Origin of the sequence: Fodinibius salicampi (assembly GCF_039545095.1) — a bacterium.
Lineage (GTDB): Bacteria > Bacteroidota > Rhodothermia > Balneolales > Balneolaceae > Fodinibius > Fodinibius salicampi.
This window is the reverse complement of record NZ_BAABRS010000004.1, coordinates 383,378-404,951: the sequence shown is the minus strand read 5'-3', so window position 1 is coordinate 404,951 and position 21,574 is coordinate 383,378. Positions and strand designations below refer to the sequence as shown.

At 42.1% G+C, this 21,574-nt stretch carries 18 protein-coding genes and 1 pseudogene; 11 read left to right on the top strand and 8 right to left on the bottom strand.

Annotated features, from left to right (window positions below; translation table 11 throughout):
- Positions 1 to 301 precede the first annotated feature (301 nt).
- Positions 302 to 1,072, bottom strand: a complete 771-nt coding sequence (locus ABEB05_RS15315) for a queuosine precursor transporter (protein ID WP_265790957.1) — start codon at positions 1,070 to 1,072, stop codon at positions 302 to 304.
- A gap of 87 nt (positions 1,073 to 1,159) precedes the next feature.
- Here ABEB05_RS15315 and ABEB05_RS15310 point away from each other — a divergent pair.
- From ABEB05_RS15310 to ABEB05_RS15300, 3 genes and pseudogenes are all read left to right on the top strand, one after another.
- Positions 1,160 to 1,792: pseudogene (locus tag ABEB05_RS15310) on the top strand (Y-family DNA polymerase).
- A gap of 57 nt (positions 1,793 to 1,849) precedes the next feature.
- Positions 1,850 to 2,137: a DinB/UmuC family translesion DNA polymerase gene (locus tag ABEB05_RS15305; RefSeq protein WP_345694312.1), complete on the top strand. Its 288-nt coding sequence runs from the start codon at positions 1,850 to 1,852 to the stop codon at positions 2,135 to 2,137.
- Between the two features lie 29 nt (positions 2,138 to 2,166).
- A complete protein-coding gene (locus ABEB05_RS15300) occupies positions 2,167 to 2,442 on the top strand; it encodes a DUF4113 domain-containing protein (protein ID WP_265790960.1) in 276 nt (91 codons plus the stop codon).
- A gap of 80 nt (positions 2,443 to 2,522) precedes the next feature.
- Here ABEB05_RS15300 and ABEB05_RS15295 read toward each other — a convergent pair whose 3' ends face one another.
- Complete coding sequence (locus ABEB05_RS15295; RefSeq protein ID WP_265791429.1) at positions 2,523 to 3,482, bottom strand: DMT family transporter; 960 nt, start codon at positions 3,480 to 3,482, stop codon at positions 2,523 to 2,525.
- Positions 3,483 to 3,547: 65 nt separating this feature from the next.
- Entirely contained in the window at positions 3,548 to 4,093 is a 546-nt protein-coding gene (locus ABEB05_RS15290; protein ID WP_265790961.1) for a DUF2911 domain-containing protein, read from the bottom strand.
- Positions 4,094 to 4,461: 368 nt separating this feature from the next.
- Between ABEB05_RS15290 and ABEB05_RS15285 the strand changes: the two genes are divergently transcribed.
- Positions 4,462 to 5,391, top strand: a complete 930-nt coding sequence (locus ABEB05_RS15285) for a 2-hydroxyacid dehydrogenase (RefSeq protein WP_265790962.1) — start codon at positions 4,462 to 4,464, stop codon at positions 5,389 to 5,391.
- Between the two features lie 57 nt (positions 5,392 to 5,448).
- Here ABEB05_RS15285 and ABEB05_RS15280 read toward each other — a convergent pair whose 3' ends face one another.
- The gene (locus tag ABEB05_RS15280) at positions 5,449 to 6,528 is read right to left on the bottom strand and encodes a branched-chain amino acid aminotransferase (protein ID WP_265790963.1); all 1,080 of its coding nucleotides are present in this window, start codon (positions 6,526 to 6,528) and stop codon (positions 5,449 to 5,451) included.
- Positions 6,529 to 6,711: 183 nt separating this feature from the next.
- Between ABEB05_RS15280 and ABEB05_RS15275 the strand changes: the two genes are divergently transcribed.
- Entirely contained in the window at positions 6,712 to 7,395 is a 684-nt protein-coding gene (locus ABEB05_RS15275; protein WP_265790964.1) for a uracil-DNA glycosylase, read from the top strand.
- 63 nt (positions 7,396 to 7,458) lie between these two features.
- Here ABEB05_RS15275 and ppc read toward each other — a convergent pair whose 3' ends face one another.
- The gene (ppc, locus tag ABEB05_RS15270; RefSeq protein WP_265790965.1) at positions 7,459 to 10,254 is read right to left on the bottom strand and encodes a phosphoenolpyruvate carboxylase; all 2,796 of its coding nucleotides are present in this window, start codon (positions 10,252 to 10,254) and stop codon (positions 7,459 to 7,461) included.
- Between the two features lie 75 nt (positions 10,255 to 10,329).
- Here ppc and ABEB05_RS15265 point away from each other — a divergent pair, with 75 nt between their 5' ends.
- From ABEB05_RS15265 to ABEB05_RS15245, 5 genes are all read left to right on the top strand, one after another.
- On the top strand, positions 10,330 to 10,905 hold the full coding sequence (locus ABEB05_RS15265) for a DNA-3-methyladenine glycosylase I (protein WP_265790967.1): 576 nt from the start codon (positions 10,330 to 10,332) through the stop codon (positions 10,903 to 10,905).
- Between the two features lie 126 nt (positions 10,906 to 11,031).
- A complete protein-coding gene (locus ABEB05_RS15260; protein WP_265790969.1) occupies positions 11,032 to 11,238 on the top strand; it encodes a hypothetical protein in 207 nt (68 codons plus the stop codon).
- Positions 11,239 to 11,637: 399 nt separating this feature from the next.
- Complete coding sequence (locus tag ABEB05_RS15255; protein ID WP_265790971.1) at positions 11,638 to 13,173, top strand: M16 family metallopeptidase; 1,536 nt, start codon at positions 11,638 to 11,640, stop codon at positions 13,171 to 13,173.
- Positions 13,174 to 13,216: 43 nt separating this feature from the next.
- Positions 13,217 to 15,307 carry a M16 family metallopeptidase gene (locus tag ABEB05_RS15250; RefSeq protein ID WP_265790973.1) on the top strand — a complete coding sequence of 697 codons (2,091 nt, stop codon included), beginning with the start codon at positions 13,217 to 13,219 and terminating at the stop codon, positions 15,305 to 15,307.
- Between the two features lie 123 nt (positions 15,308 to 15,430).
- Positions 15,431 to 15,979 (top strand): DinB family protein, encoded by a 549-nt coding sequence (locus tag ABEB05_RS15245; RefSeq protein ID WP_265790975.1) that lies wholly within the window; start codon positions 15,431 to 15,433, stop codon positions 15,977 to 15,979.
- A 26-nt stretch (positions 15,980 to 16,005) separates the two neighbouring features.
- Here the strand turns inward: ABEB05_RS15245 and ABEB05_RS15240 are convergent, their stop codons facing one another.
- Together ABEB05_RS15240 and ABEB05_RS15235 are read right to left on the bottom strand one after the other, a co-directional pair.
- Entirely contained in the window at positions 16,006 to 17,010 is a 1,005-nt protein-coding gene (locus ABEB05_RS15240) for a glycosyltransferase family protein (RefSeq protein WP_265790977.1), read from the bottom strand.
- Positions 17,007 to 17,822 carry a UDP-2,3-diacylglucosamine diphosphatase gene (locus ABEB05_RS15235; protein ID WP_265790979.1) on the bottom strand — a complete coding sequence of 272 codons (816 nt, stop codon included), beginning with the start codon at positions 17,820 to 17,822 and terminating at the stop codon, positions 17,007 to 17,009. Before ABEB05_RS15235 ends, ABEB05_RS15240 begins: the two co-directional genes overlap by 4 nt.
- Positions 17,823 to 18,086: 264 nt before the next feature.
- Here ABEB05_RS15235 and ABEB05_RS15230 point away from each other — a divergent pair, with 264 nt between their 5' ends.
- Positions 18,087 to 18,542, top strand: coding sequence for an OsmC family protein (locus tag ABEB05_RS15230; RefSeq protein ID WP_265790981.1), 456 nt, complete (start codon positions 18,087 to 18,089; stop codon positions 18,540 to 18,542).
- A gap of 65 nt (positions 18,543 to 18,607) precedes the next feature.
- Here the strand turns inward: ABEB05_RS15230 and gcvP are convergent, their stop codons facing one another.
- On the bottom strand, positions 18,608 to 21,523 hold the full coding sequence (gene gcvP, locus ABEB05_RS15225; protein ID WP_265790983.1) for an aminomethyl-transferring glycine dehydrogenase: 2,916 nt from the start codon (positions 21,521 to 21,523) through the stop codon (positions 18,608 to 18,610).
- Positions 21,524 to 21,574 lie beyond the last annotated feature (51 nt).

The window sequence follows — 21,574 nt, the reverse complement described above, 5'->3', positions numbered from 1 at the left end:
GCGATCGTCTGTATATTCTACCCATCATGTCAAAGAACATCCGCCTCCCAAAAAAGAAGACCTCCTCCCGCCATCGGAAGGCGCTGCAATGATAACCACTTTCCCGATCACTTCCAAATGCTAAATTTTTCTAATTATCTGGAAGTAATGAGTCAACTCATTGCCGTTTTCTTCACTTCGAAAGCGGACTCCTAATGTAAGGATTTTACCCAGTTCGTGTCAATGTTTTTGTGGTATTTATTTTACAAATTTTCCTTATCTGCATTTAACATTGCTAGAGGGGCTTTTAGTCAGAAGATACCTACGAATATAGACTATATTCACTGGGATCTTCATCATAATCATTGAATAATTTCACTCCTAAATAACAAAGTGGAGTATCAAACAGTGCGAAGAAAAATTTAAATAGATAAGAATTGATTATTAGAATCATTAATTTACCAATAGTATCGATTTCCTCCCCTAAATTTCCAGCAATGAAGAGGATGGTTAGAATAGTAGTGGAGTCGACTAGTTGACTTACGGTCGTTGACGCATTGTTACGCAGCCAAAGATGTTTTCCCTGAGTAAGTCTTTTCCAAAAATGAAAAAGACGAACGTCTACCGTTTGAGCCACCAAATATGCTATCATACTTGCAATGGTATTGCCAATCATAAATTCATAGACTCCTTCAAAAAGATCAAGCCCTCCACTGACCCCCCCTGTATTAGGTAACCAATGATTCACGGTCATCAAAAAAAGCATAAACACATTCATCCAGAAGCCCACCCATACTACCAGCTGTGCTTTTTTTCTACCATACAGCTCTGAAAGAAGATCGGTAGCCAGAAAGGTGAAAGGGTAAGCAATAACCCCGACAGGAACACTCATTGTATACGTATTTTCCTCTCTAATCAGCTCCGGTACCAGTGTTCTCATCCAACCAGAAAGCTCAACTGAGAAAATAGTAACAAATTTAGTGGTCCCAATAACATTTCCCAGAACCAATGCCGTTAAGAATATACCCGACAATGTTAAAAAGAGGGCATCTCTTTTATATGAGGAAACATCAGATGGTTTTTGATTATCCATTTAACAAATTATTCCCTAACATTTAGTTTGTGTCGCTGCAATGATAAGTGAAATAAAGAGAAATTTCAGCTTTGTCATAAAATTTATATGAGCACCTCCGCCTATGCCCTTATTGACTGTAACAATTTCTATGCTTCTTGCGAGCGGGTATTCGATCCCTCACTCAGGGATCAACCTATCGCTATTCTTTCCAATAATGACGGATGTATTATTGCCCGCTCTAATGAGGCTAAGGAAGCCGGCATTGAGATGGAAGCACCCGAATTCAAGATCAGAAATCTTCTTAAACGAAATAACGTTATTCAAAAATCTTCCAATTATGCCCTGTACGGAGATATGTAGCTCCGGGTCATGAAAACGCTACGTCACCTTACTCCCCGAGTAGAACCTTACAGTATTGATGAGGCATTTATAGAATTTCCAAAGCTAATGACAGATGATTTACGATCCTTCGGACAAGTTATAAAATCGACAGTAAAACAGTGGACAGGTTTGCCGGTTTCTGTAGGAATTGCACCTTCCAAAACACTGGCTAAGATTGCAAATGAAACGGCAAAATCTCAACCGGGATATAACGGTGTGCTCAACTTGATAGGACATTCTGAACTGGATAATATATTAAGAGACACCAAGCTGACGGATATTTGGGGAATCGGAGCAGGTCTTTCTCAACGTCTCTTCAACGAAGGAATTACTAATGCGCTGGAATTAAAGAATTGATATACGCAGACGGACTAGGTCCGAAGCCGACTAAGTGTAAACGGGCTACGAACTGTGATGGAACTCAATGGGAAGCCCTGCCTGGAGATTGAACATATTAATGATCCCCGAAAAGGAATTATGACTTCGCGATCATTTGGTAAAGCAGTTACGAAATTAGAGGACCTACAAGAAGCTATTGCAGAATTTATTATGATTTCCACTGAAAAACTAAGGCTCAAGAATCGGTTACCTCCCTGCTGCATATTACACTGCGTACTAATAAGTATGGCGATGGTAACCCAAAATATAAATATGGAATTGAAATCCCTCTTCACATACTTACTGCTGACACTTCTTTTCTGATTAAATATGGACATAATACACTTATAAAGTTGTATCAATCCGGACTTAAATATAAAAAAGCGGCTGTTATGCTGACTGGCATCATTCCCCAATCAAAAATACAAGGCAATTTATTTAGCAAAAAGCAACAATCTAATAATCAACATGAATTGATGAGAAAAATCGATGATATCAATACAAAATATGGGTCAGACACAGCCCATTTTGCGGCCACTGGGTTTGAGCAATCCTGGCAAATGAAACAACAATTTTTATCCCCGAAGTATACAACGAGTTGGGATAACCTAATGGAAATAAGCTGTTAAATAAAAATCAATCTCTAAGCAGGATAGAATATGAAAATGGAATATCTTTCATCAAACATCTAAATCAGTTTTAAAAATGACTAGTTATCCTGTTTAGTACTCATAAGGAATGAAAGATCTTCTTCAATTTCCTTCTTTTTATTGGATGCTCCCGCTTTACCATCAATGACCTGAATAAATATTGCCCCTACAATAATAAAAACGGCAGAAACAACTTCGAGCCTAGATGGATTCTCTCCAATACTTAACCAAGCGATCAAAAGAGCAGCAATTGGGACCATATTTCCATAAAGCACGACTTGAGTAGGGCCAAGTATTTTTAGTGCACGAACTTTCGCCCATTGTCCAACTCCTACTCCAATAGCTCCACCCGCCAGTATAGCAATCCAGGTCCAGGGTCCAAGAGATAGCCAGGTTACTTCAACAAGAGCCGGGGAAGCAATCATCATGTATAACGAACAACCAATAGCTGTGCGTATTGCAACGACAGGTACCGGACCATATTGGCGGGCCAACGGTTTTATCAAGTGAAGCTCTATTACTGTAAGGATAAGAGCTACAATTAAAATTAAATCTCCCAACCAATATCCTTGTGCCGGACGTAACCCATCCCAGGCTAAAATTACTGTTCCGATAACAGCTAAAACAATCCCTATGTACCCATATAATCCCATGCGTTCGGTTCTAAACAGATAACCGCAGTATGTGCTGACTGCCGGTCCGAGTGCCAACCAAAGTGAGGCTCGGGCACCGTGGGTTAATCCTAACCCCTCAATTCCCAGCCAGGGAGCAAGAGTGGCACCTATAACGGAGATCAGGATAAGTCGGGGCCAATGTTTGCGTTTTATTTTTGGAAGAAATGAAACAGGCCCGGAAGTTCGGCGTTCTTCATAGCGGTATTGTAGATACATTACTAAAAAAAGCGCCAGCCCGCCCATTGCAAAACGAGAGACACTAAAGGAAATGGGGGACATTTCTTTTAAGGCAACCTCTGCCAATATAAAGTTGGCACCCCACAAAAGAGTAAAAAATAAAAGAATCCCATGATGGGATAAGGCCCCACCATGAGATTCAGTTGTATTAGGCTCGAAATTTGAGATAGAAATTAAACGCTAATAGTGAATGGTACTTTTGTATTATCCCAATGAAGAACTACCGTAGCAGAATCATTCGAAACATCTTTAAAATAAAAGAGCATGCGCTCCATATAATCTGCTTCCTGAGATTCTACTTTAAACCGGAGCACATCCTGACCCGAATCGTATTCGGTGCCCCACGAAAGCTTGGAATTAAGAATAATGGTCCAGCTGTCTTTATTAGGAATAGTGTATAAAGAATATGTTCCAGCTTCTAACTTATTTCCCTCAATCATCACGTCATCAGAAACAACCAGAGCCGTGGACTCATTCGCACCGGTTCGCCAAACTTCTCCATAGGGTACCAGCTCTCCAAAAACTTCCCGATCATTTACAGCAGGCCGCCCATAGGTAATTGTAACGTCAGTTGTACCAATTGTTTGGCTGACTGTAGCATTTGGGCTGGTACGAGGCTCCTCACTCCCTCGTTCTTGAGCCAATCCCAAAGTAGTTATGCATAAAACTGCAAGCAATGACAATCCAATATTTGCAACTATTTTTTTCAGTGTTGTCATAATCATTTAGTTAGGTTAATTATTGTTACCAAACTCATTCAATGTAACTAAAAATAAAAAACATTCGTTTACTTTAATGCGACTGTCAACGGCTTTTTATAATCGTAAATTCGAGTCGATAAACTTTGATTTGAATTATTATAACAAAGGCAAGAATGGGTTGCAGATTTTTTTACAACTATTATTACAATCGTTAAAATCCCTAATCAAATAATTATATACTCATATTATAAAATTCGATATTTTTTAAAAGTTTATTTTGCAAAGTTATCCTTCCGCATTCATTTGCCAGGCCCACTAATTCTTAGCATTACGCTGTTGGCTTTCTTATACTTAGATTCGGATAATAAATAATCGAATATTCCTTTATGTCTCTTTTATTTGTCGCTCCTGATCGAAATCTTTCAGAATGGAAAAAACATATCCATCGCATTGATCCCAATATTGAAACTGATATCTGGCCGGCCATCAAGAATAAAGACCGAGTACAGTTTGCCGTCTGCTGGAATCAACCCCAACACCTTTTGGATAGCTTCCCGAATATTAAAGCAGTCTCTTCACTGGGAGCGGGAGTCGACCATTTATTATCTGACGATAGCCTCCCGGAATCAATAGAAATTGCCCGTATTGTATCTCCTTCTCTTATTCGGCAGATGAAAGAGTATGTTCTAGGGGCAGTGATCAATATCCAGAGGAACCTGCCACAGTATATTCGTCAAAGTGATCAGGGCAAATGGCAAATACATCGCCATGAGCTTTCGAAGAATTTACGAATTGGGATTATGGGATTGGGAGCAATTGGACAGCCAGTAGCAGAACAGTTGGTAAAAACCGGATTCCAGGTTTCCGGGTGGGCCCGATCATCCAAGGAACTTGAAGATATAGAATGTTTTGCTGGTCCGGATAAGCTATCGCTCTTCTTGTCGGATATCAATATCCTCGTATGTCTCCTTCCTTTAACAGATGCCACCAGAGACATTCTGGATCTTAAGGTTTTTAAAGAGCTGCCTTCTGATGCCTGGATTATTAACGCTGCTCGGGGAGAACACTTGGTGGATGAAGACCTGATATACGCTCTTGACAGTAATCTATTACAGGGAGCTTGGCTAGACGTCTTTAAGGAAGAGCCTTTGCCTGATAAACATGCCTTCTGGAATCGATCTAATATAATAATCACACCTCATATTGCCAGCATTACCCAGCCGGCTGAGGCAGCAGAGCAAATTGTCGAAAATTATAAACGTGCTCTTTCCGGAATGGATTTGCGCAATGCCGTAGACAGGGAAAAAGGGTATTAACAAGACTAATAGTCAAGCGCTCTAAATCGATAAGATAATTACAAACAAGTAATTGTTTTAGCTATTCCCAACTTGTACAGAACGAACCCAATTGAATGGATCTTCTATTCTTGAACGTTGGATATCATAAATAGTGTCATAGAGTTTTTGTCCAACCGGTCCGCGGTCTTTTTCCTTTGGGATAACAGATATCCCATCATGATGGATTTCCTCTACCGGGGCAATAACCGCAGCAGTACCTGTTCCAAATACTTCTTCAAGCTTTCCCGACTGTCCAGCTTCAATAACCTCTTCTATATTGATACGTCGCTCTTCCACCGGTATCTCCCAATGGTTCGCCAGCCGGAGCACAGAATCCCGCGTAATGCCCGGCAATATCGTGCCCTGCAGTTTTGGGGTAACCAATACACCATCAATTATAAAAAAGATGTTCATTGTTCCCACTTCCTCAATATAAGTATGCTCGTGGGCATCAAGCCATAATACCTGATCGTACCCCATTTCTTGAGCTTTACGCGCCGGATAAAAACTGGCGGCATAATTACCGGCCGCTTTGGCAGCACCCACTCCGCCTTTTACCGCCCGGACGTATCTCTTTGAGGTTGTCAGCTTTACTGACTTATTATAATAGGATCCTACCGGAGAAGTGATCACAAAAAAGCGATACTCCTCAGCAGGATTTGCTGAAATAACCGGATCAAAAGCACATGCAAAAGGACGAATATAAAGAACATTTCCCTCTTTACGAGGGACCCACCGGTGGTCTATTTCGATCAACTTTTCGATGCCTCCCAGAAATACCTCGCGATCAACAGGAGGTATACACATTCGCTTACAAGACTGTACAAAGCGTTCATAGTTCTGGCCAATACGAAATAAGTTGACGGTTTCGTCGTCTACATAATAAGCCTTGGTTCCTTCAAACACCGATTGGGCATAGTGAAATACATTTAAGGCCGGGACAACTTCAATAGTACCATAGGGCTTAATCTTTGGTTGTTGCCACTCTCCTTCATTATACGATACCTCCAACATATGATCAGAAAACAACCGGCCAAATCCAGGATCATCAAGATCCACTTGATCAATACGACTTTGGGCTACTTTCGTTATATCAAAGGTTATATCGGTGCTCATAGAAATCTCCAAGAATTAGTATTTATTGATACTGTAATATACAATTTTTTGCTTGATGTTTATGCTTTCCTTCCTCTTAGTTCAAAGTCGAAAACTTTTTTCTTATGGTTTCTCTGTGCACTATATTAGGAAACTTCAAAATAACCACCATTCATAACAAATTTTAATCTACTTTTTTTCATAATGGCTGATCTCAATGCCCTTTTTGAGTTGTTACGCGAAACCCCGGAAGGAGCTTTTTTTAATCCATGGTACCAGCGCGATCCACAGCACGATCGATCAGAAGACTGTCCGCGTATCCGACGTGAGCAACTACGTACCTATTTATCCGAACGCTTCCAAACGGCAAATTATCTCTTAATTGCAGAGGCACTCGGCTACCAGGGAGGCCATTTTACTGGTATTGCCATGACTTCGGAACGTATTTTGTTAGGCCATCATAAACCAGTACATGGCATTCCTGCGGATGGTGCTTTTCGGGGAATAGAACCTAAACGCACCAGCAAGAAAGAAGTGAATGCCAAGGGAATGTCGGAACCTACGGCTACCATTATGTGGAAGGCGCTCTATCAACTGGAAATTGATCCCTATCAAACAGTTTTATGGAATGCGCTTCCCTGGCACCCCTACGATCCGGAGGATGGGCTACTCAGTAATCGAACTCCTACAGACGATGAGCTTGAAACTGGTTATCCGGCCCTTAAATTATTCCTTGAGTTATACTCCGATGCTGAAATTATTGCAGTAGGACGCAAATGCGAACAAAGTTTAAACCATTTCGGTATTTCACATACTGCAGTTCGGCATCCGGCTAACGGTGGAGCCCCGAAATTTCGCCGTCAGATGAAAGAATTAGTTAGGAATTAGGGATTACGAACTGAAAACAAGATGATGCTAATTCGTAAATCCCCAGCTCCTAATTCTTAACTTTTAGCCTGTACTCTGCATAGCAGCGGCAATACCGTTGATGCTGAGGAAAAGGGCATTTCTTAACGGCTCTTCCTCCTCTGCTTCCGGACCTTCATTCCAGCGATTCAACAATTCTACCTGCATCATATTTAATGGATATGTAAACGGATTTCTAAACCGGATAGACTTTTTGATAACCTGACTGTTTTCCAGGATATATTCCTGATCAGTTATCTTTTTGATAGCTGCTTCCGCCTTTCTAAAGTCTTCCGTTATCTCTTCGTGGAACGATCCGTCATCGATATCCTCATAAATGGTGGAAGTAGGTATATGTGTACGAGCCATTTCCCGTTGCGCATTGTCTAAAATGGTATTGAAGAAGATCCCATCCTCATACCATTGCCGAAACTTATCAAGAGTCCCTTCATCCTTCTCAAGCATCTCCTGGAGAGCTACCCCAATGCCGTACCAACCCGGCACATTATATCGAACCTGAGTCCAGGCAAATACCCACGGAATAGCCCGCAGATTTTCAAAATCTGCCGTCTTGGTACTCCCCCGAGAAACCGGTCGCGATGCAATAGGCAGGCGACTAATATGCTCAATAGGTGTCTTTGAAGTATACCAAGGCCAAAAATCCTCATCGTCAATGAGTTCCCGATATGCCTTCATGGAACGTTTGGAAAGTTGCTCCATTGTTTGAAAAAACTCATTTTCTTCATCCGAAAAGCCCTGCTCTGCAACTGTTACCCGAATCATAGCATTTACGATCTGTTCCAGGTGCCGACGCGTAATAGAAGCCAGCGAGTACCGGAAAGATATCACCTCTCCCTGTTCAGTAAAACGAATACGACCATTATTACTGATTGGAGGCAATGCCAGAATCGCTTTATTTGATCGTCCACCCCCTCGACCAACAGTTCCACCACGTCCGTGGAACAGACGGAAATCCATATCGTATTTCCGGCAGACCCGCCCAAGGTCTTGCTGCGCCTTTTCCAATGCCCAGTTCGCCATCCAGTAGCCCCCATCCTTGTTACTGTCGGAATAACCAAGCATAATTTCCTGAATGTTACCCCTGGCCTGCAATTGTTTCTGGTAAAGATCACTCTCATACATCTGGCTCATTAAGTCCCCGCATACTTCAAGGTCCTCAATAGTTTCAAAAAGAGGAACAACATCTATATCACTGTATACCTCTCCACCTTCTTCATTCCACAGACCTCGTTCTTTGGCCAGAACCAAGACCTCCAGCATGTCACTAACTCCATGGGTCATGCTTATGATATAGCTCCCGAAACTGTTCTTATCGAGGGCTAATAAATCACCAATAAGCGAAAAGACCTTCAACATCTGCGTGGTTTGGTCACTTAGCTGCACCTTTACCGGCGACAAGGGACGCGGATTGCTGAGTTCGCTTGTAAGAACTTCAAGCTTCTCCTCTTCTGGAAGGTCGGCGTAATTATCCGTAACCTCAGCGATAGATAGAAGTTCAGACACCGCATGTTCATGGACTCCACTGTGCTGGCGAATATCAAGTGCCGCCATGTGGAAACCAAAGGTTTCTGCCCGCACAATCAAATGCTCAAGTTTACCTACAGATCCAACTTCCTCCAAGCCCGATTGGCGCAAGCTTTCGGCGATAAGTTTAAGTTCAGACTTAAAGTCTTCAGCCGTATATTCGTCTGCTTTCCTGCAAATATATGAACGGCTATCAGACTCTATGGCCTCTAGCTGCTCTTCCAGCTTATGCATCATATGGGTCACCTTTCGGCGATAAGGCTCTTGCTTATACAGCCGCTGGTAACGCTCTGAGAGCTGGTCGTTTTCTTCATCCCTTTTAAGCGAAGCATCCAGTTCCTCTGAAATTTTATATTTATTTTGAGAAATACTAAGATAGCTGCGTAATTCATCCAGCTCTTCCAAATAAAGAAGCATTACATTCTCCCGCTGTTCTAAAATAGTATCCCAGGTTACATCCGAGGTAACATTGGGATTCCCATCCCGATCGCTGCCAATCCAGGAACGGTAGCGCAAAATAGTGGATAAGTCGGGAACCTCATCATAATAAGTATTGAAGGCATTGCGAAGATCATCATAGAGCACTGGCACTGTTTCCCAGATGGCATTCATAAAATAAAACATGCCGTTTTCGACCTCATCTTCCACCGTTACTTTTTCTGTCCGTACTTCATCAGTAGCCAGCAAAAGGTGGATTTCATTAAGAATATCCATTGTCTGTGCAATCTGCTCATCCGGAGTAAGGCTTCCCTGACGTAGTTCATCAATCATTCGCGTTATATGCTGCTGTTTCTGCAGCACACTGTGTCGACGTGCCTCGGTGGGATGTGCTGTAATTGTTGGCTGGATATCCAGCTTCGCAATAACCTCTGCAGCCTCTTTTGCTGAGTACCCTTCCTCCTTTAGGAAATAAATTGCTTCTCCAATACTTTCGCTGCGTGGAGATTCCGGATCGGTATGCATAGCCCGATCCCTGTTAATACGGGTAATTTCCCGCTGCTCCTGTGAATTCATCAGGTGAAAAAAGACGGTATAGTAACGTAGCAACCGCGTAATTTCATCGGTTGAAAAAGAGGCAATCAGCTCTTCCATCTCATCAAAAGCCTCATCATCTCCTTCATCGAAAGCCTTTGCTGCCAGCTTCGGCAGGTTCACCAGCTCTTGCAGAAAATCATCCTCTTCTTTTTTTCGAACAACCTTTTCCAAAAAATGAGTTAGCGATTCAACCTGATTGGAAAGGACTTTACTTATATCACTTTTATCTGCAAATTCATCTACGAGTTTTTCCCAGTGCATTGGTCTCTAGTCTTATGGATTATTGATACCTTTAATCAAGGCGAACTTTAACCTTCATTTAACAAAAAGGCAATTATGAAAAACAGATGTCCGTGGTGTCTCAATACGTTCGATCAATATGTATGTTATCATGACGAAGAATGGGGTGTGCCAGTGTATGATGATCGCACACAATTCGAATTTATTACCCTTGAGAGCGCACAGGCAGGATTAAGCTGGAGTACTATCTTAAAAAAACGGGAAGGCTATCGAAAGGCATTTGCCAATTTTGATATCCAAAAAGTGGCTCGTTTTGATGAACAAAAAATTCAAAAACTACTTAAAAACAAAGAAATTGTTCGTAACGAGCGCAAAATTCGTGCGGCAATCCATAATGCACAACAATTCATAGCCATCCAGGAAAGCCACGGAAGCTTTAGTAAATATATCTGGTCGTTTGTAGATGGGGAGCCCATCCAAAATAACTGGCAACGCCAGAATCAGGTACCTGCCACAACCCCATTATCCGATAAATTTAGTGCCGATCTAAAGAAAAGAGGCTTCAAATTTGTAGGCAGTACTACCATGTATGCTCACCTGCAGGCTACAGGTTTAGTAAACGATCACCTTGTCAGTTGCTTTAGGCATACAGAGGTTAAGAAAACAAGCTGATTTTCATGCTCAAAAAGAACTCTGAAAAAATTAAGAATTTGACATAGCAATAAAGTTCAATTTTTATATATTTAGCCTACGTCAAAAGTGAAATTAACTATTTCTACATCAAAATATTGTTAGCATATGCGTTCGATGTTCACACTGGAAGAAGTTGGGAAAATGTTGGATATGACGACTGACGAGGTTAAAAGCGAAATTGAAAATGGCCATCTCACCTATTCATTTGATGGTGGGGAAAAGAAGGTATCGCTTTACGATCTGGAAAAATATATGGGGGCTGAACAAACCCAGAAAATCACCCGTGAATTTCTTGAAAGTCAAGAGTCATAACAGTTTTTTTCTAAACACTGGAACGGTATTTCCTATCTCAGGGATTGCACCATATACATTGGATTTCTCTATCGGATTGTGTACTCAATGTCCGTAACAATCTGTTCATCATATACTTGATCCTTTATCTTAAGTAGCATCTAATAAGTTTGAAAGAGGGTCTATATAAGCTCATCTGTAAATCGTACCCTATTTTTCAAGCAAATATTCTTTTTGTAACCTTTTTGCCTTTTTTTCGTACAGCCTTGCTGATGTTGTACCAAAATTTCTTCTTTAGTTAATTAGAGGACCATTAATAAATTACAAACCACACGTTGGCCTTCAATGGGTGGATCAAAAGAGATAGTCCTTTTAAGAAGTTAATAGCGATAATCTTTCTAACTTAAATCGGGAGTATATATGAGACTCAAAACCAGTACCTGGATCTTGGGATTGCTGCTTGTGCTATTTGCCACATCCAGTCAGTTGACTCAAGCACAATCACTCGAAGATTTTGAAGAAAAAGTAACCGAGTTCACCCTTGATAATGGACTCACTTTTATCATTATCGAACGACCGGTAGCCCCTGTCGTCAGTTTCGCCACTTATGTAAATGTAGGAGGCGCAAATGAGCCTGTGGGTCATACCGGTATGGCCCATATTTTTGAACATATGGCTTTTAAGGGAACACATACCGTAGGCACTACCAATTGGCAGAAAGAACAGGAAGTGCTTGAAGAACTCGATAACACCTACCAAGAATGGTTAGCCGAAAAATACAGCACCCAACCAGACTCCGCTAAAATAGATACTCTCTGGAGCCAGTTCGAAGATCTCCAGGAAAAGGCAGGAGAATATGTCGTTAACAATGAATTTTCTCAGATTATAGATCGAAATGGCGGTACCGGCATGAATGCCACCACTAGTCAGGACCGTACCAATTACTTTTACAGCCTCCCGGAAAATCGCCTTGAGCTTTGGTTTAGCCTGGAATCCGACCGATTCAAAAACCCGGTATTTCGCGAATTCTATAAAGAAAAAGAGGTAGTACGTGAAGAACGTCGCATGCGTTCCGAATCGCAACCTATTGGCCGCTTAGTTGAAGAGTTTACAGCTGTCGCTTTCACTGCTCATCCTTACGGCCGGCCAACGGTAGGATGGCATTCTGATATTACCGCTACCACGATGGAAGATGCCAGAGAGTTTTATAACACCTACTATGTACCTAACAATATTACATTTGCAATAGCAGGCGATGTCAACCCGGAAGAAGCTAAAGAGTTCGCCAAAAAGTACTTTGGAGATATAGAACCTGGTCCCAAGCCGCCTCCTGTATATACTAAAGAACCAGAACAGCGAGGAGAGCGACGATTTACGATAGAGGGCCAATCACAGCCCTATTTCCTCATGGGATATCATACTGTTTCCCAGGATCATCCGGATTCTAAAGCACTGCAGCTGCTGGGCAGTATTTTATCTGGCGGCCGAACCTCAATTCTATATAAACGTATGGTTGATGAGGAACAAACGGCACTTCAAGTCACTGCTTTTAATGGCTATCCCGGTCAAAAGTATGAAACCTTATTTGCTACTCTGGCCATCCCAAATCAAGGAGTTAGTGTGGATACTATTGAAGCCTCTATCCTGGAAGAGATTGAAAAGGTAAAAGAGGGAGAAATATCTCAGGAGGCGCTTGACCGTGCCCGAACTAACGCACGTGCCAACCTCATCCGAAGCCTTGACTCCAATTCGGGATTGGCTTCCTCCCTGGCATCCGCAGAAAGTCTGCGTGGAGACTGGCGCAAGGTATTCACTGACCTCGAGGAGCTCCAGCAGGTTACCGTCTACGATATTCAGCGTGTAGCCCAGGAATACCTCACTAAAGATAATCGCACCATTGGGGTCATCGTTAATAAGAATTCAAATAATGAGGGGGATACCAATGCTAATAACTAATCAATCTATTCAGAATTCTTTCAATATCCAGAACTCAACTATTATGAAGAGATTTAGCATTCTCTGTGTATTAGTTTCTTTGATCACCTTTAGTACTCAGACTACCAAAGTGGCTCATGCACAGCAAACCGGCGAATCGCCACATGAAAATTTAAATTTCCCGGAACTTAATGATTTCCAAAGACCAGAAGTAGAAACCTATACCACCGACAATGGCATTACCTTTTATTTGGTTGAGGATACAGAACTACCCCTGATCAATGTAAATGCCCGAATACGAACCGGTGGGGTATTGGTTCCGAACGAAAAAGCAGGACTTGCTTCGATCACGGGTACAGTCATGCGATCAGGTGGAACGGAAACCTATCCCGCTGACTCACTCAATGCCTTACTTGAAAATCGGGCAGCAAGCATTGAAACAGGTATTAGTTTTACTAATGGCACCGCCAGTATGAATGTTCTCAAGGAAGATTTTGAAAACCTAATCCCTGTCTTTGTAGATGTACTGACAAATCCGGCATTCCCCGATGAGAAGATTGAGTTGGCTAAAACCCAAACAAAATCCAGTATATCGCGCCGAAATGATAATATTCAGCAAATCGGAACACGAGAATTCCAGCGCCTTATTTACGGTCCCGATACTCGATATGGACGCAATACAGAGTATGAAACAGTTAACAATATCAGCCGGGAAGACTTAGTAAATTTCCATGATGAGCACTTTACAGCTGAAAACATGATGGTAGGAGTCGTTGGGGACTTCGATTCTGAAGAGATGAAAGAAAAACTGGAAGAAACCTTTGGACAACTACCGGCGGGAGACGAAACTACCCTTGAATTTCCCGAAGTAGATTACGAGCCCCAAAGCTCTATCAACTTTATCAATAAGCCGGATGTAAACCAGAGCTTCGTTATGCTGGGACATATCGGTGGATTGCGCGACAATCCGGACTATGCCAAAGTACAGGTTATGAACCAGGTACTCAGCGGTGGATTTTCGGGACGCCTGTTACAGATTGTTCGCTCTGAAATGGGGTTAGCCTATTCGGTCTACGGACGATACGGCATGAATAGCTTTTATCCCGGTGTATTCTACGCAGGTGTTCAGACAAAAAGCTCGACCACTGCCGAAGCCATTGATGCCATTATTGAACAAATTGAACGGCTACAAAACGAACCTATTACTGAAAAAGAACTGCAGGATACTAAAGATCAGATCTTGAATTCTGCTGTTTTTGAATATGACAGCTATGAAGAAGTGCTGAGCCAGCAAATGTCCTATGCGTATCGTGGATTGCCCAGTAATGCCTTTGAACAATATATCGAGGATGTAAAAGAGACAACTATTGAAGATGTCCAGTCTGTAGCTCAGGAATATCTGGATCCAGGTAACCTCCAGATCTTGGTCGTCGGCAACAAAGATGAAATCGGAGATCAGCTGGAGAAATATGGGAAGGTCAACGAAATTGACATCAGTATTCCCGAACCTGGTAGCGGAGAGCAGGAAGTAGTCAAAGGAGATGCAGAGAAAGGACAGCAACTGCTCAACCAAATGGCCGATGCGGTAATTAGTCCCGATACAGAACTCAATACGCTAACTGTATCCGGACAAGTACAGCAGCAGGGACAAACCATGCAAACAACTATGACTGTTGATTATCCTGATGCTATTGAGCAAACGATTCAAGCCCCCATGGGTAAAGTTCAACTCTCTTACAAGGGCGGATCGGGAACCATGACAGCTGGCGGACAAGAACGATCTCTCCCTCCCCAGATGGCCAATAGCCTTAAAAGTACGCTAAACAAAAGCTTTGTTTCTATTGCTTTGAATGCTGGGGAAGTTAATCCACAGTTTCTGGGTACTGAAGAGGTAGGTGGTACTACCTACAATAAGCTTAATGTAACTGTGGATGATTCAAATGTTGCCATATTGCTAAACCAAGAAACAAACTATCCTGATATCATTCGTTATAAGCAATTCAATCCTCAAATGGGTAGCGAGGTAACGGTTGAAAATCGTCATTCGGATTGGAATACTGTAGATGGTGTTGCTTATCCATATACACAAGTTACCATCATTAATGGTAATGAATCAGGTAAAGCAACATATGAGAGCCATGAAGTAAATAAATGATTACTTTCTGTCTTACTGTATTTTATGAGGCCGGAGTAATCCGGCCTTTTTTATATTTATATTTTCTTATCAGTAAATGATCTCCTAATATTAGGAACATTAACAAAAAATGTATGAATAATTATGGCTCTTTTTACCTGGGAAGATAATCATCCCGCACCCTATGAATATGGTGATTTCTATGAAGGATATATTAGTCTGGTTAACGGATCTAATGCCCTCCAAATGCTTATTGAACAGGGACAAAAAACCTATACTCTGATTCAACGGCTTACCCCGGACAAAGCTGATCACCGCTATGAAAAAGATAAATGGAGTGTAAAGCAGGTTATTGGTCACCTTATTGATACGGAAAGGATTATGGCTTATCGGGCGCTCAGTATTGCACGGGGCGAACAAAAGTCACTCCCGGGCTACAACCAAGATGACTATGTGGCCCACGCTTCTTTTGATGAGCGAAGCCTTCAAAGTTTGTCTGCAGAATACGACGCTCAGCGGAATGCCAATATCAGTCTGTTCAGCAGTTTCGATGAAGAACAGACGCAACGCATGGGTACCGCCAATGGGATGGAACTATCTGTCAGGGCTTTGGTCCATATTATCGTTGGTCATGAAAAACATCACCTGAATGTACTTAAAGAGAAATATGGTATTGATATAAACTCTGAATAAGTAAAAGAGTCCGTTGATCCGTTTTATCAGGCCATAGCCTTATCTTTTTTAGTTCCTATTGTAAGAAGATTATTAACCACCTCTTTTGGATCAGCAATTTCATTAATAGTTACCGTTTTGTAATCTTCAAGCCAGTTCCAGAGCGCAAGCGAACGATCATGAAGGGTATCCAGAGTTACCACTCCCATTCCCCGAAGAGCGGCAGCATTGCAAGCCTGCTCATACTGGTTTTGGATAGGAACTGTCAGCATCTTTTTCCCCAGATACATAGCTTCAGCACAGGTTTCAAAACCCGCTCCACAAATAATACCACTGCAGGAAGCAAAACTTTCTAAAAAGGATTGGTATCCTATCGGATGAACCAGACAATGCTCCTCCTCAAAGGCATCTGAACAAGATGGAGAGAATATATGCCAGTTGACGTGGGTAAAAGGAGCAAAAATATCCTGAAGTACTTTATGATGATAGGCTGGAAGGTAAACCGTAATATGGTTCCACCGCTTTACCTGTGCCTTGCGAATGTCCGAACGAATAATGGGAGGTTCGATGAAATCATCATACCGATCAAAGTGAAATCCTATTGCATGGTCGGCAGGCGCAAGATGCTGAAGAATAGTCTCGGCGGATGTAGAACATTCAGTGGGACGTGGCGTTGCATCTGATAAAAAAGAAGCCTGATGACTAAGTGCTATGGAGGGCACCTGTTCCAATCTTGCCGACCACGCCGATATCGGTTCATAGTCACTGATTACCAAATCATAATCTCGGGCAGAAATTGATCGGATATCTTTTAAAAAGCGAATCGGGCGTAGATCTCGCAAGGTCCCTAAAACAGAAACCCCTCCCCTGCGATTATATGTTAAACTAATTCCGGATCTGTGGTATTTAATCGGCTTATCCAGCCTTATATCTCTATCATGTCCGCTAATTATTACATCCACATTAGCATGCTTACTCAATTCCGGTAATAATTCACGCGCGCGGGTCAAATGTCCGATTCCTGTCCCCTGTATACCGTATAATATTTTCATCCTATAACTGCTTTTTCTTTAAGTTTCTTGCGGATCGGTAATACGACCGGATTACTTTTATCAATAAAGCTATCCTCTTCGTATTTATACATGCTCCACTCCTTACCATCGTATTCCAGGGCTGTTAAATTTTCGACCCAATCGCCTGAGTTCATATATATAACCGAGCCTTCTTCGTTTTCATATCCCCGCACTTTCGGCTGATGAATATGTCCACAGATCACATAGTCATATCCGTTCTGTATGGCCAAATCCATAGCCGCTACCTCGAAATCATCAATAAATTGAACAGCTTTTTTAACACTGTCTTTCATGCGTTTAGAAAGAGAAACTTTATCCCTTCCTGTTTGCTTCAAAACATAATTGATAGCTCTGTTTAACAGAATGAGCAGATCATATCCCTTTCCCCCAATTTTTGCAATCCATTTGGTCTGTTTCATTGCTATATCAAAAATATCACCATGAAAAATCCAGCATTTTTCTCCATTCAGATCCAATACCATCTTATCTTTTACGAATAAAGGACCAATCTGGAGACTTGAAATCTTACGGATCACTTCATCATGGTTTCCGGTCAGATAATAAATATCCGTTCCATTAGCTAACATGCTGATAAAACACTTTACTACCTCCATATGCGTGTCTGGCCAGTAGTATTTTTTAAAATTCCAGATATCAAAGATATCGCCGTTCAGTATCAGCTTATCGGGTGAAATTGAGTTAAGATATTTCGTTAATTCTATCGCATGGCATCCAACCGTACCGAGATGAAGATCAGACAAAACCACAATTTCTACAGCTCGTTTATTCATCTGAAATTTGTCTTTGGGATTATTTGACGATAATAAAAGGGAAGGATATTACTATCGAATAGCCTGTAGATTAATCCTGCGTCAAGATTTTATAAACTAATCGTTATGAATGATTTCTGTCAAATTTAATCAATACTGAAATATTCATATTCTATATCTCTTGTTCAATCTTCCTACTTTTCCTAAACCCAATCTCCATTTTTGTTCATATTTTCGTAGTATATATTTTAATCCACATTACTTTAAAATTTCATCCCTCGATTTATGGCTAAAGATTCCGACAAACAAAAAATTGTACATATCCATCTGCCAAAAAACGAAAAGTATACTACCACTCTTACAGCCGGGAAGCATGAACTTATTGGAGATGAACCGGAAAGTGTAGAAGGAGGCAACGATAAAGGTCCCGATCCCTATGATTATCTCCTGATGTCGCTCGGTTCATGCACTGTAATGACTATTAAAATGTACGTACAGCATAAGGGTTGGCCCCTGGAGGATGTGTACATGGAACTTCGTCATAATAAGCGGCATGCCGAGGATTGCGACAACTGTGAGGATCCCAAAAGTAAAATTGATGTTATCGAAAAAGAAGTGATTGTTGAGGGAGAGCTTACCGATAAACAGATTCAAAAAATTCTGGAAATCTCACAAAAATGCCCCGTACATCGTACTTTAATGCAGGATATCAAAATCGAAAGCAGTATTGAACACCATTGAAAAATCTGATAAGCTGATATAACTATTTATCCCATAATAGCTATATCAGCACGTTTTTGATTTATTCATTCAATTGCTGCAGGTTGCTGTCCCTCCGAATAAGCCTCCAAAGGAACACAATTACACATAAGGTTCCGATCGCCATATGCATCATCCACCCGACTGACAGCCGGCCAGAATTTATCGAATCGAAGATGATCAAGCGGGAAAATCGCTTTTTCCCGACTATACGGATGATCCCACTCTTCTGCCATGGCTACACGCATGGTATGCGGGGCGTGTTTGAGCACATTGTTTTCAGGATCTGCCTGCCCTTCTTCTATTTCCCGAATTTCTTCGCGTATAGATCTCATTGCCTCACAAAAACGGTCGAGCTCTTCTTTCGACTCACTTTCGGTAGGTTCAATCATCAATGTACCCGGCACCGGAAATGACATAGTTGGAGCATGAAACCCGTAATCCATCAATCGTTTTGCAACGTCAATGGACTCAATATTCGCTGATTGCTTAAAAGGGCGCAAATCTACAATAAACTCATGAGCAGTACGGCCGTTCTTTCCAGTGTATAAAATGGGATAGTGATCCTTTAACCGTTCCTTCAGATAGTTCGCATTAAGAATGGCTATTTCAGAAACTCTAGTTAGCCCTTCTGCCCCCATCATTTTGATATAAGCATATGAAATGGACAAAATACTGGCACTACCCCATGGAGCTGCTGAAATACTTTTAATCGCATGTTCTCCTCCCGTTTTTATAACAGGATTCCCGGGTAGAAACGGAGCCAGTTCTTTTGTCGCAGCAATGGGTCCCATTCCTGGTCCGCCGCCCCCATGAGGGATGCAGAACGTTTTATGCAGATTCAAGTGACAGACATCTGCGCCAATTTCAGCCGGACTGGTTAGTCCCACTTGGGCATTCATGTTCGCTCCATCCAGGTACACCAAACCACCATTTTCGTGTATAACCTGACAAATTTCTCTGATGTCTTCCTCAAAAACACCGTGGGTTGACGGATAGGTAATCATTATTGCAGCTAAGTCTTCCTTATTTGCCTCCACCTTTTCGCGCAGGTCATCAAGATCAATACTACCATGTTCATCGCACTCCGTTACTACCACCTCCATCCCAGCCATAACCGCACTGGCAGGATTGGTACCATGAGCAGAATCGGGAACAATCGTCACATTACGATGGCTTTCACCTCTATGCTTATGATAAGCACGAATAGCCATCAGACCTGAAAATTCACCTTGCGCACCTGAGTTAGGTTGCAGTGAAACAGCCGGGAATCCGGTGATAGCTGCAAGCTGATATTCTAATTTTTCAAACAATTCATGATATCCCTCGGCCTGATTTTCCGGCGCAAACGGATGCAACTTGCCAAATTCCGACCATGTTAGTGGTATCATTTCCGATGTGGCATTGAGCTTCATCGTACACGAGCCCAGCGAAATCATGGAGTGGACTAGGGAAAGGTCTTTATTCTCCAGCTTCTTCAAATAGCGGAGCATCTCATGCTCGGAGTGATACAGATTAAACACCGGGTGTTCCAAATAGTCAGAAGTACGAGTGAGTGATGAGGGAAAGTCAACCTCAATCTTTTCTGACAAGCTTTCAACATTCACCGTTTGGTCAGTGTCCTCAACGGATGCAAAAATAGAAAGCAACACTTCTACGTGATCCAAATCTTTAACCTCGTCAAACGAAATGCCGACTGCCGGCTCGTCGAAATAGCGTAGGTTTAATTTGTGATCAAGCGCTTTCCGGCGCAATTTTTCTTTCTGATCATCATTTTCAAGCCTGACTTTAAGTGTATCAAAATAGAGATCGTTTGCCACTTCAAAACCTAGCTTTTCAAGGCCTTTATCCATCACTTTTGTCAGTCCATGAATACGTTCAGCAATACGCCGCAGGCCTTTGGGACCATGATATACTGCGTAAAAACCTGCAATCACTGCAAGTAGAACCTGCGCTGTACAAATATTGGATGTCGCCTTTTCGCGCCGAATATGCTGCTCCCGTGTTTGTAGTGCCATCCGGTAAACGGGATTTTCTTCTTCATCCTGCGTAACACCGATAATACGCCCCGGTACCTTGCGCTTGTATTTTTCCCGGGTCGCAAAATAAGCGGCATGCGGTCCGCCGTATCCCATTGGGACGCCAAAACGCTGGGTTGATCCAACGACAACATCGGCTCCCATTTCACCGGGCGGAGTCAATAAGGTAAGACTCAGCAAATCGGCAGCCACAACTGTTTGCACGTTATTTTCTTCGCAGGCCGCAATTAAATCCGAATAATCTTCCACCGTGCCATCCGTGACGGGATACTGTAGCAATATTCCAAAAAGTTCTTCATCCGTTACATCCAACTCATTGTGATCGCCAACTACTACTTCAATATCGAGCGGTTCAGCACGTCCTTCTACTACATCTATTGTCTGTGGATGACATAGCTCCGAAACAAAAAACTTATGCGCATTCTTACGTTTAGCACCACGCCGCATGGAATAGAGCATCGACATCCCTTCTGCAGCAGCTGTCCCTTCATCCAAGAGCGATGCATTGGCCAACTCCCGTCCCGTTAAATCGCTTACCATTGTTTGAAAGTTGATGAGCGCTTCGAGCCTTCCCTGAGCAATTTCAGCCTGGTAAGGTGTGTAGGCTGTATACCATCCGGGGTTTTCAAGTACATTGCGTAAAATCACATTAGGTGTCAACGTATCGTGATACCCCATCCCAATGTATGATTCGAAAATCTCATTCTTATCGGCAAGCTTGCGAAACTCCTCCAAAAACCGATATTCGCTCATCGGTTCATCGAGATCGATCTGTTCTTGCAATCGTATACCTTTGGGTATAGTTTGATCAATCAGTTCATCAATCGAAGATGCGCCAATGGATGAAAGCATTTCACTTTCCTGCTTTTCATCCGGACCATTATGGCGATGCATAAAACGTTCTTTATCGAAATCAATGCTCATCGAAAAGGATTTTTAATTAAAAATGGTATTGGATTCAATAACAACGACCCA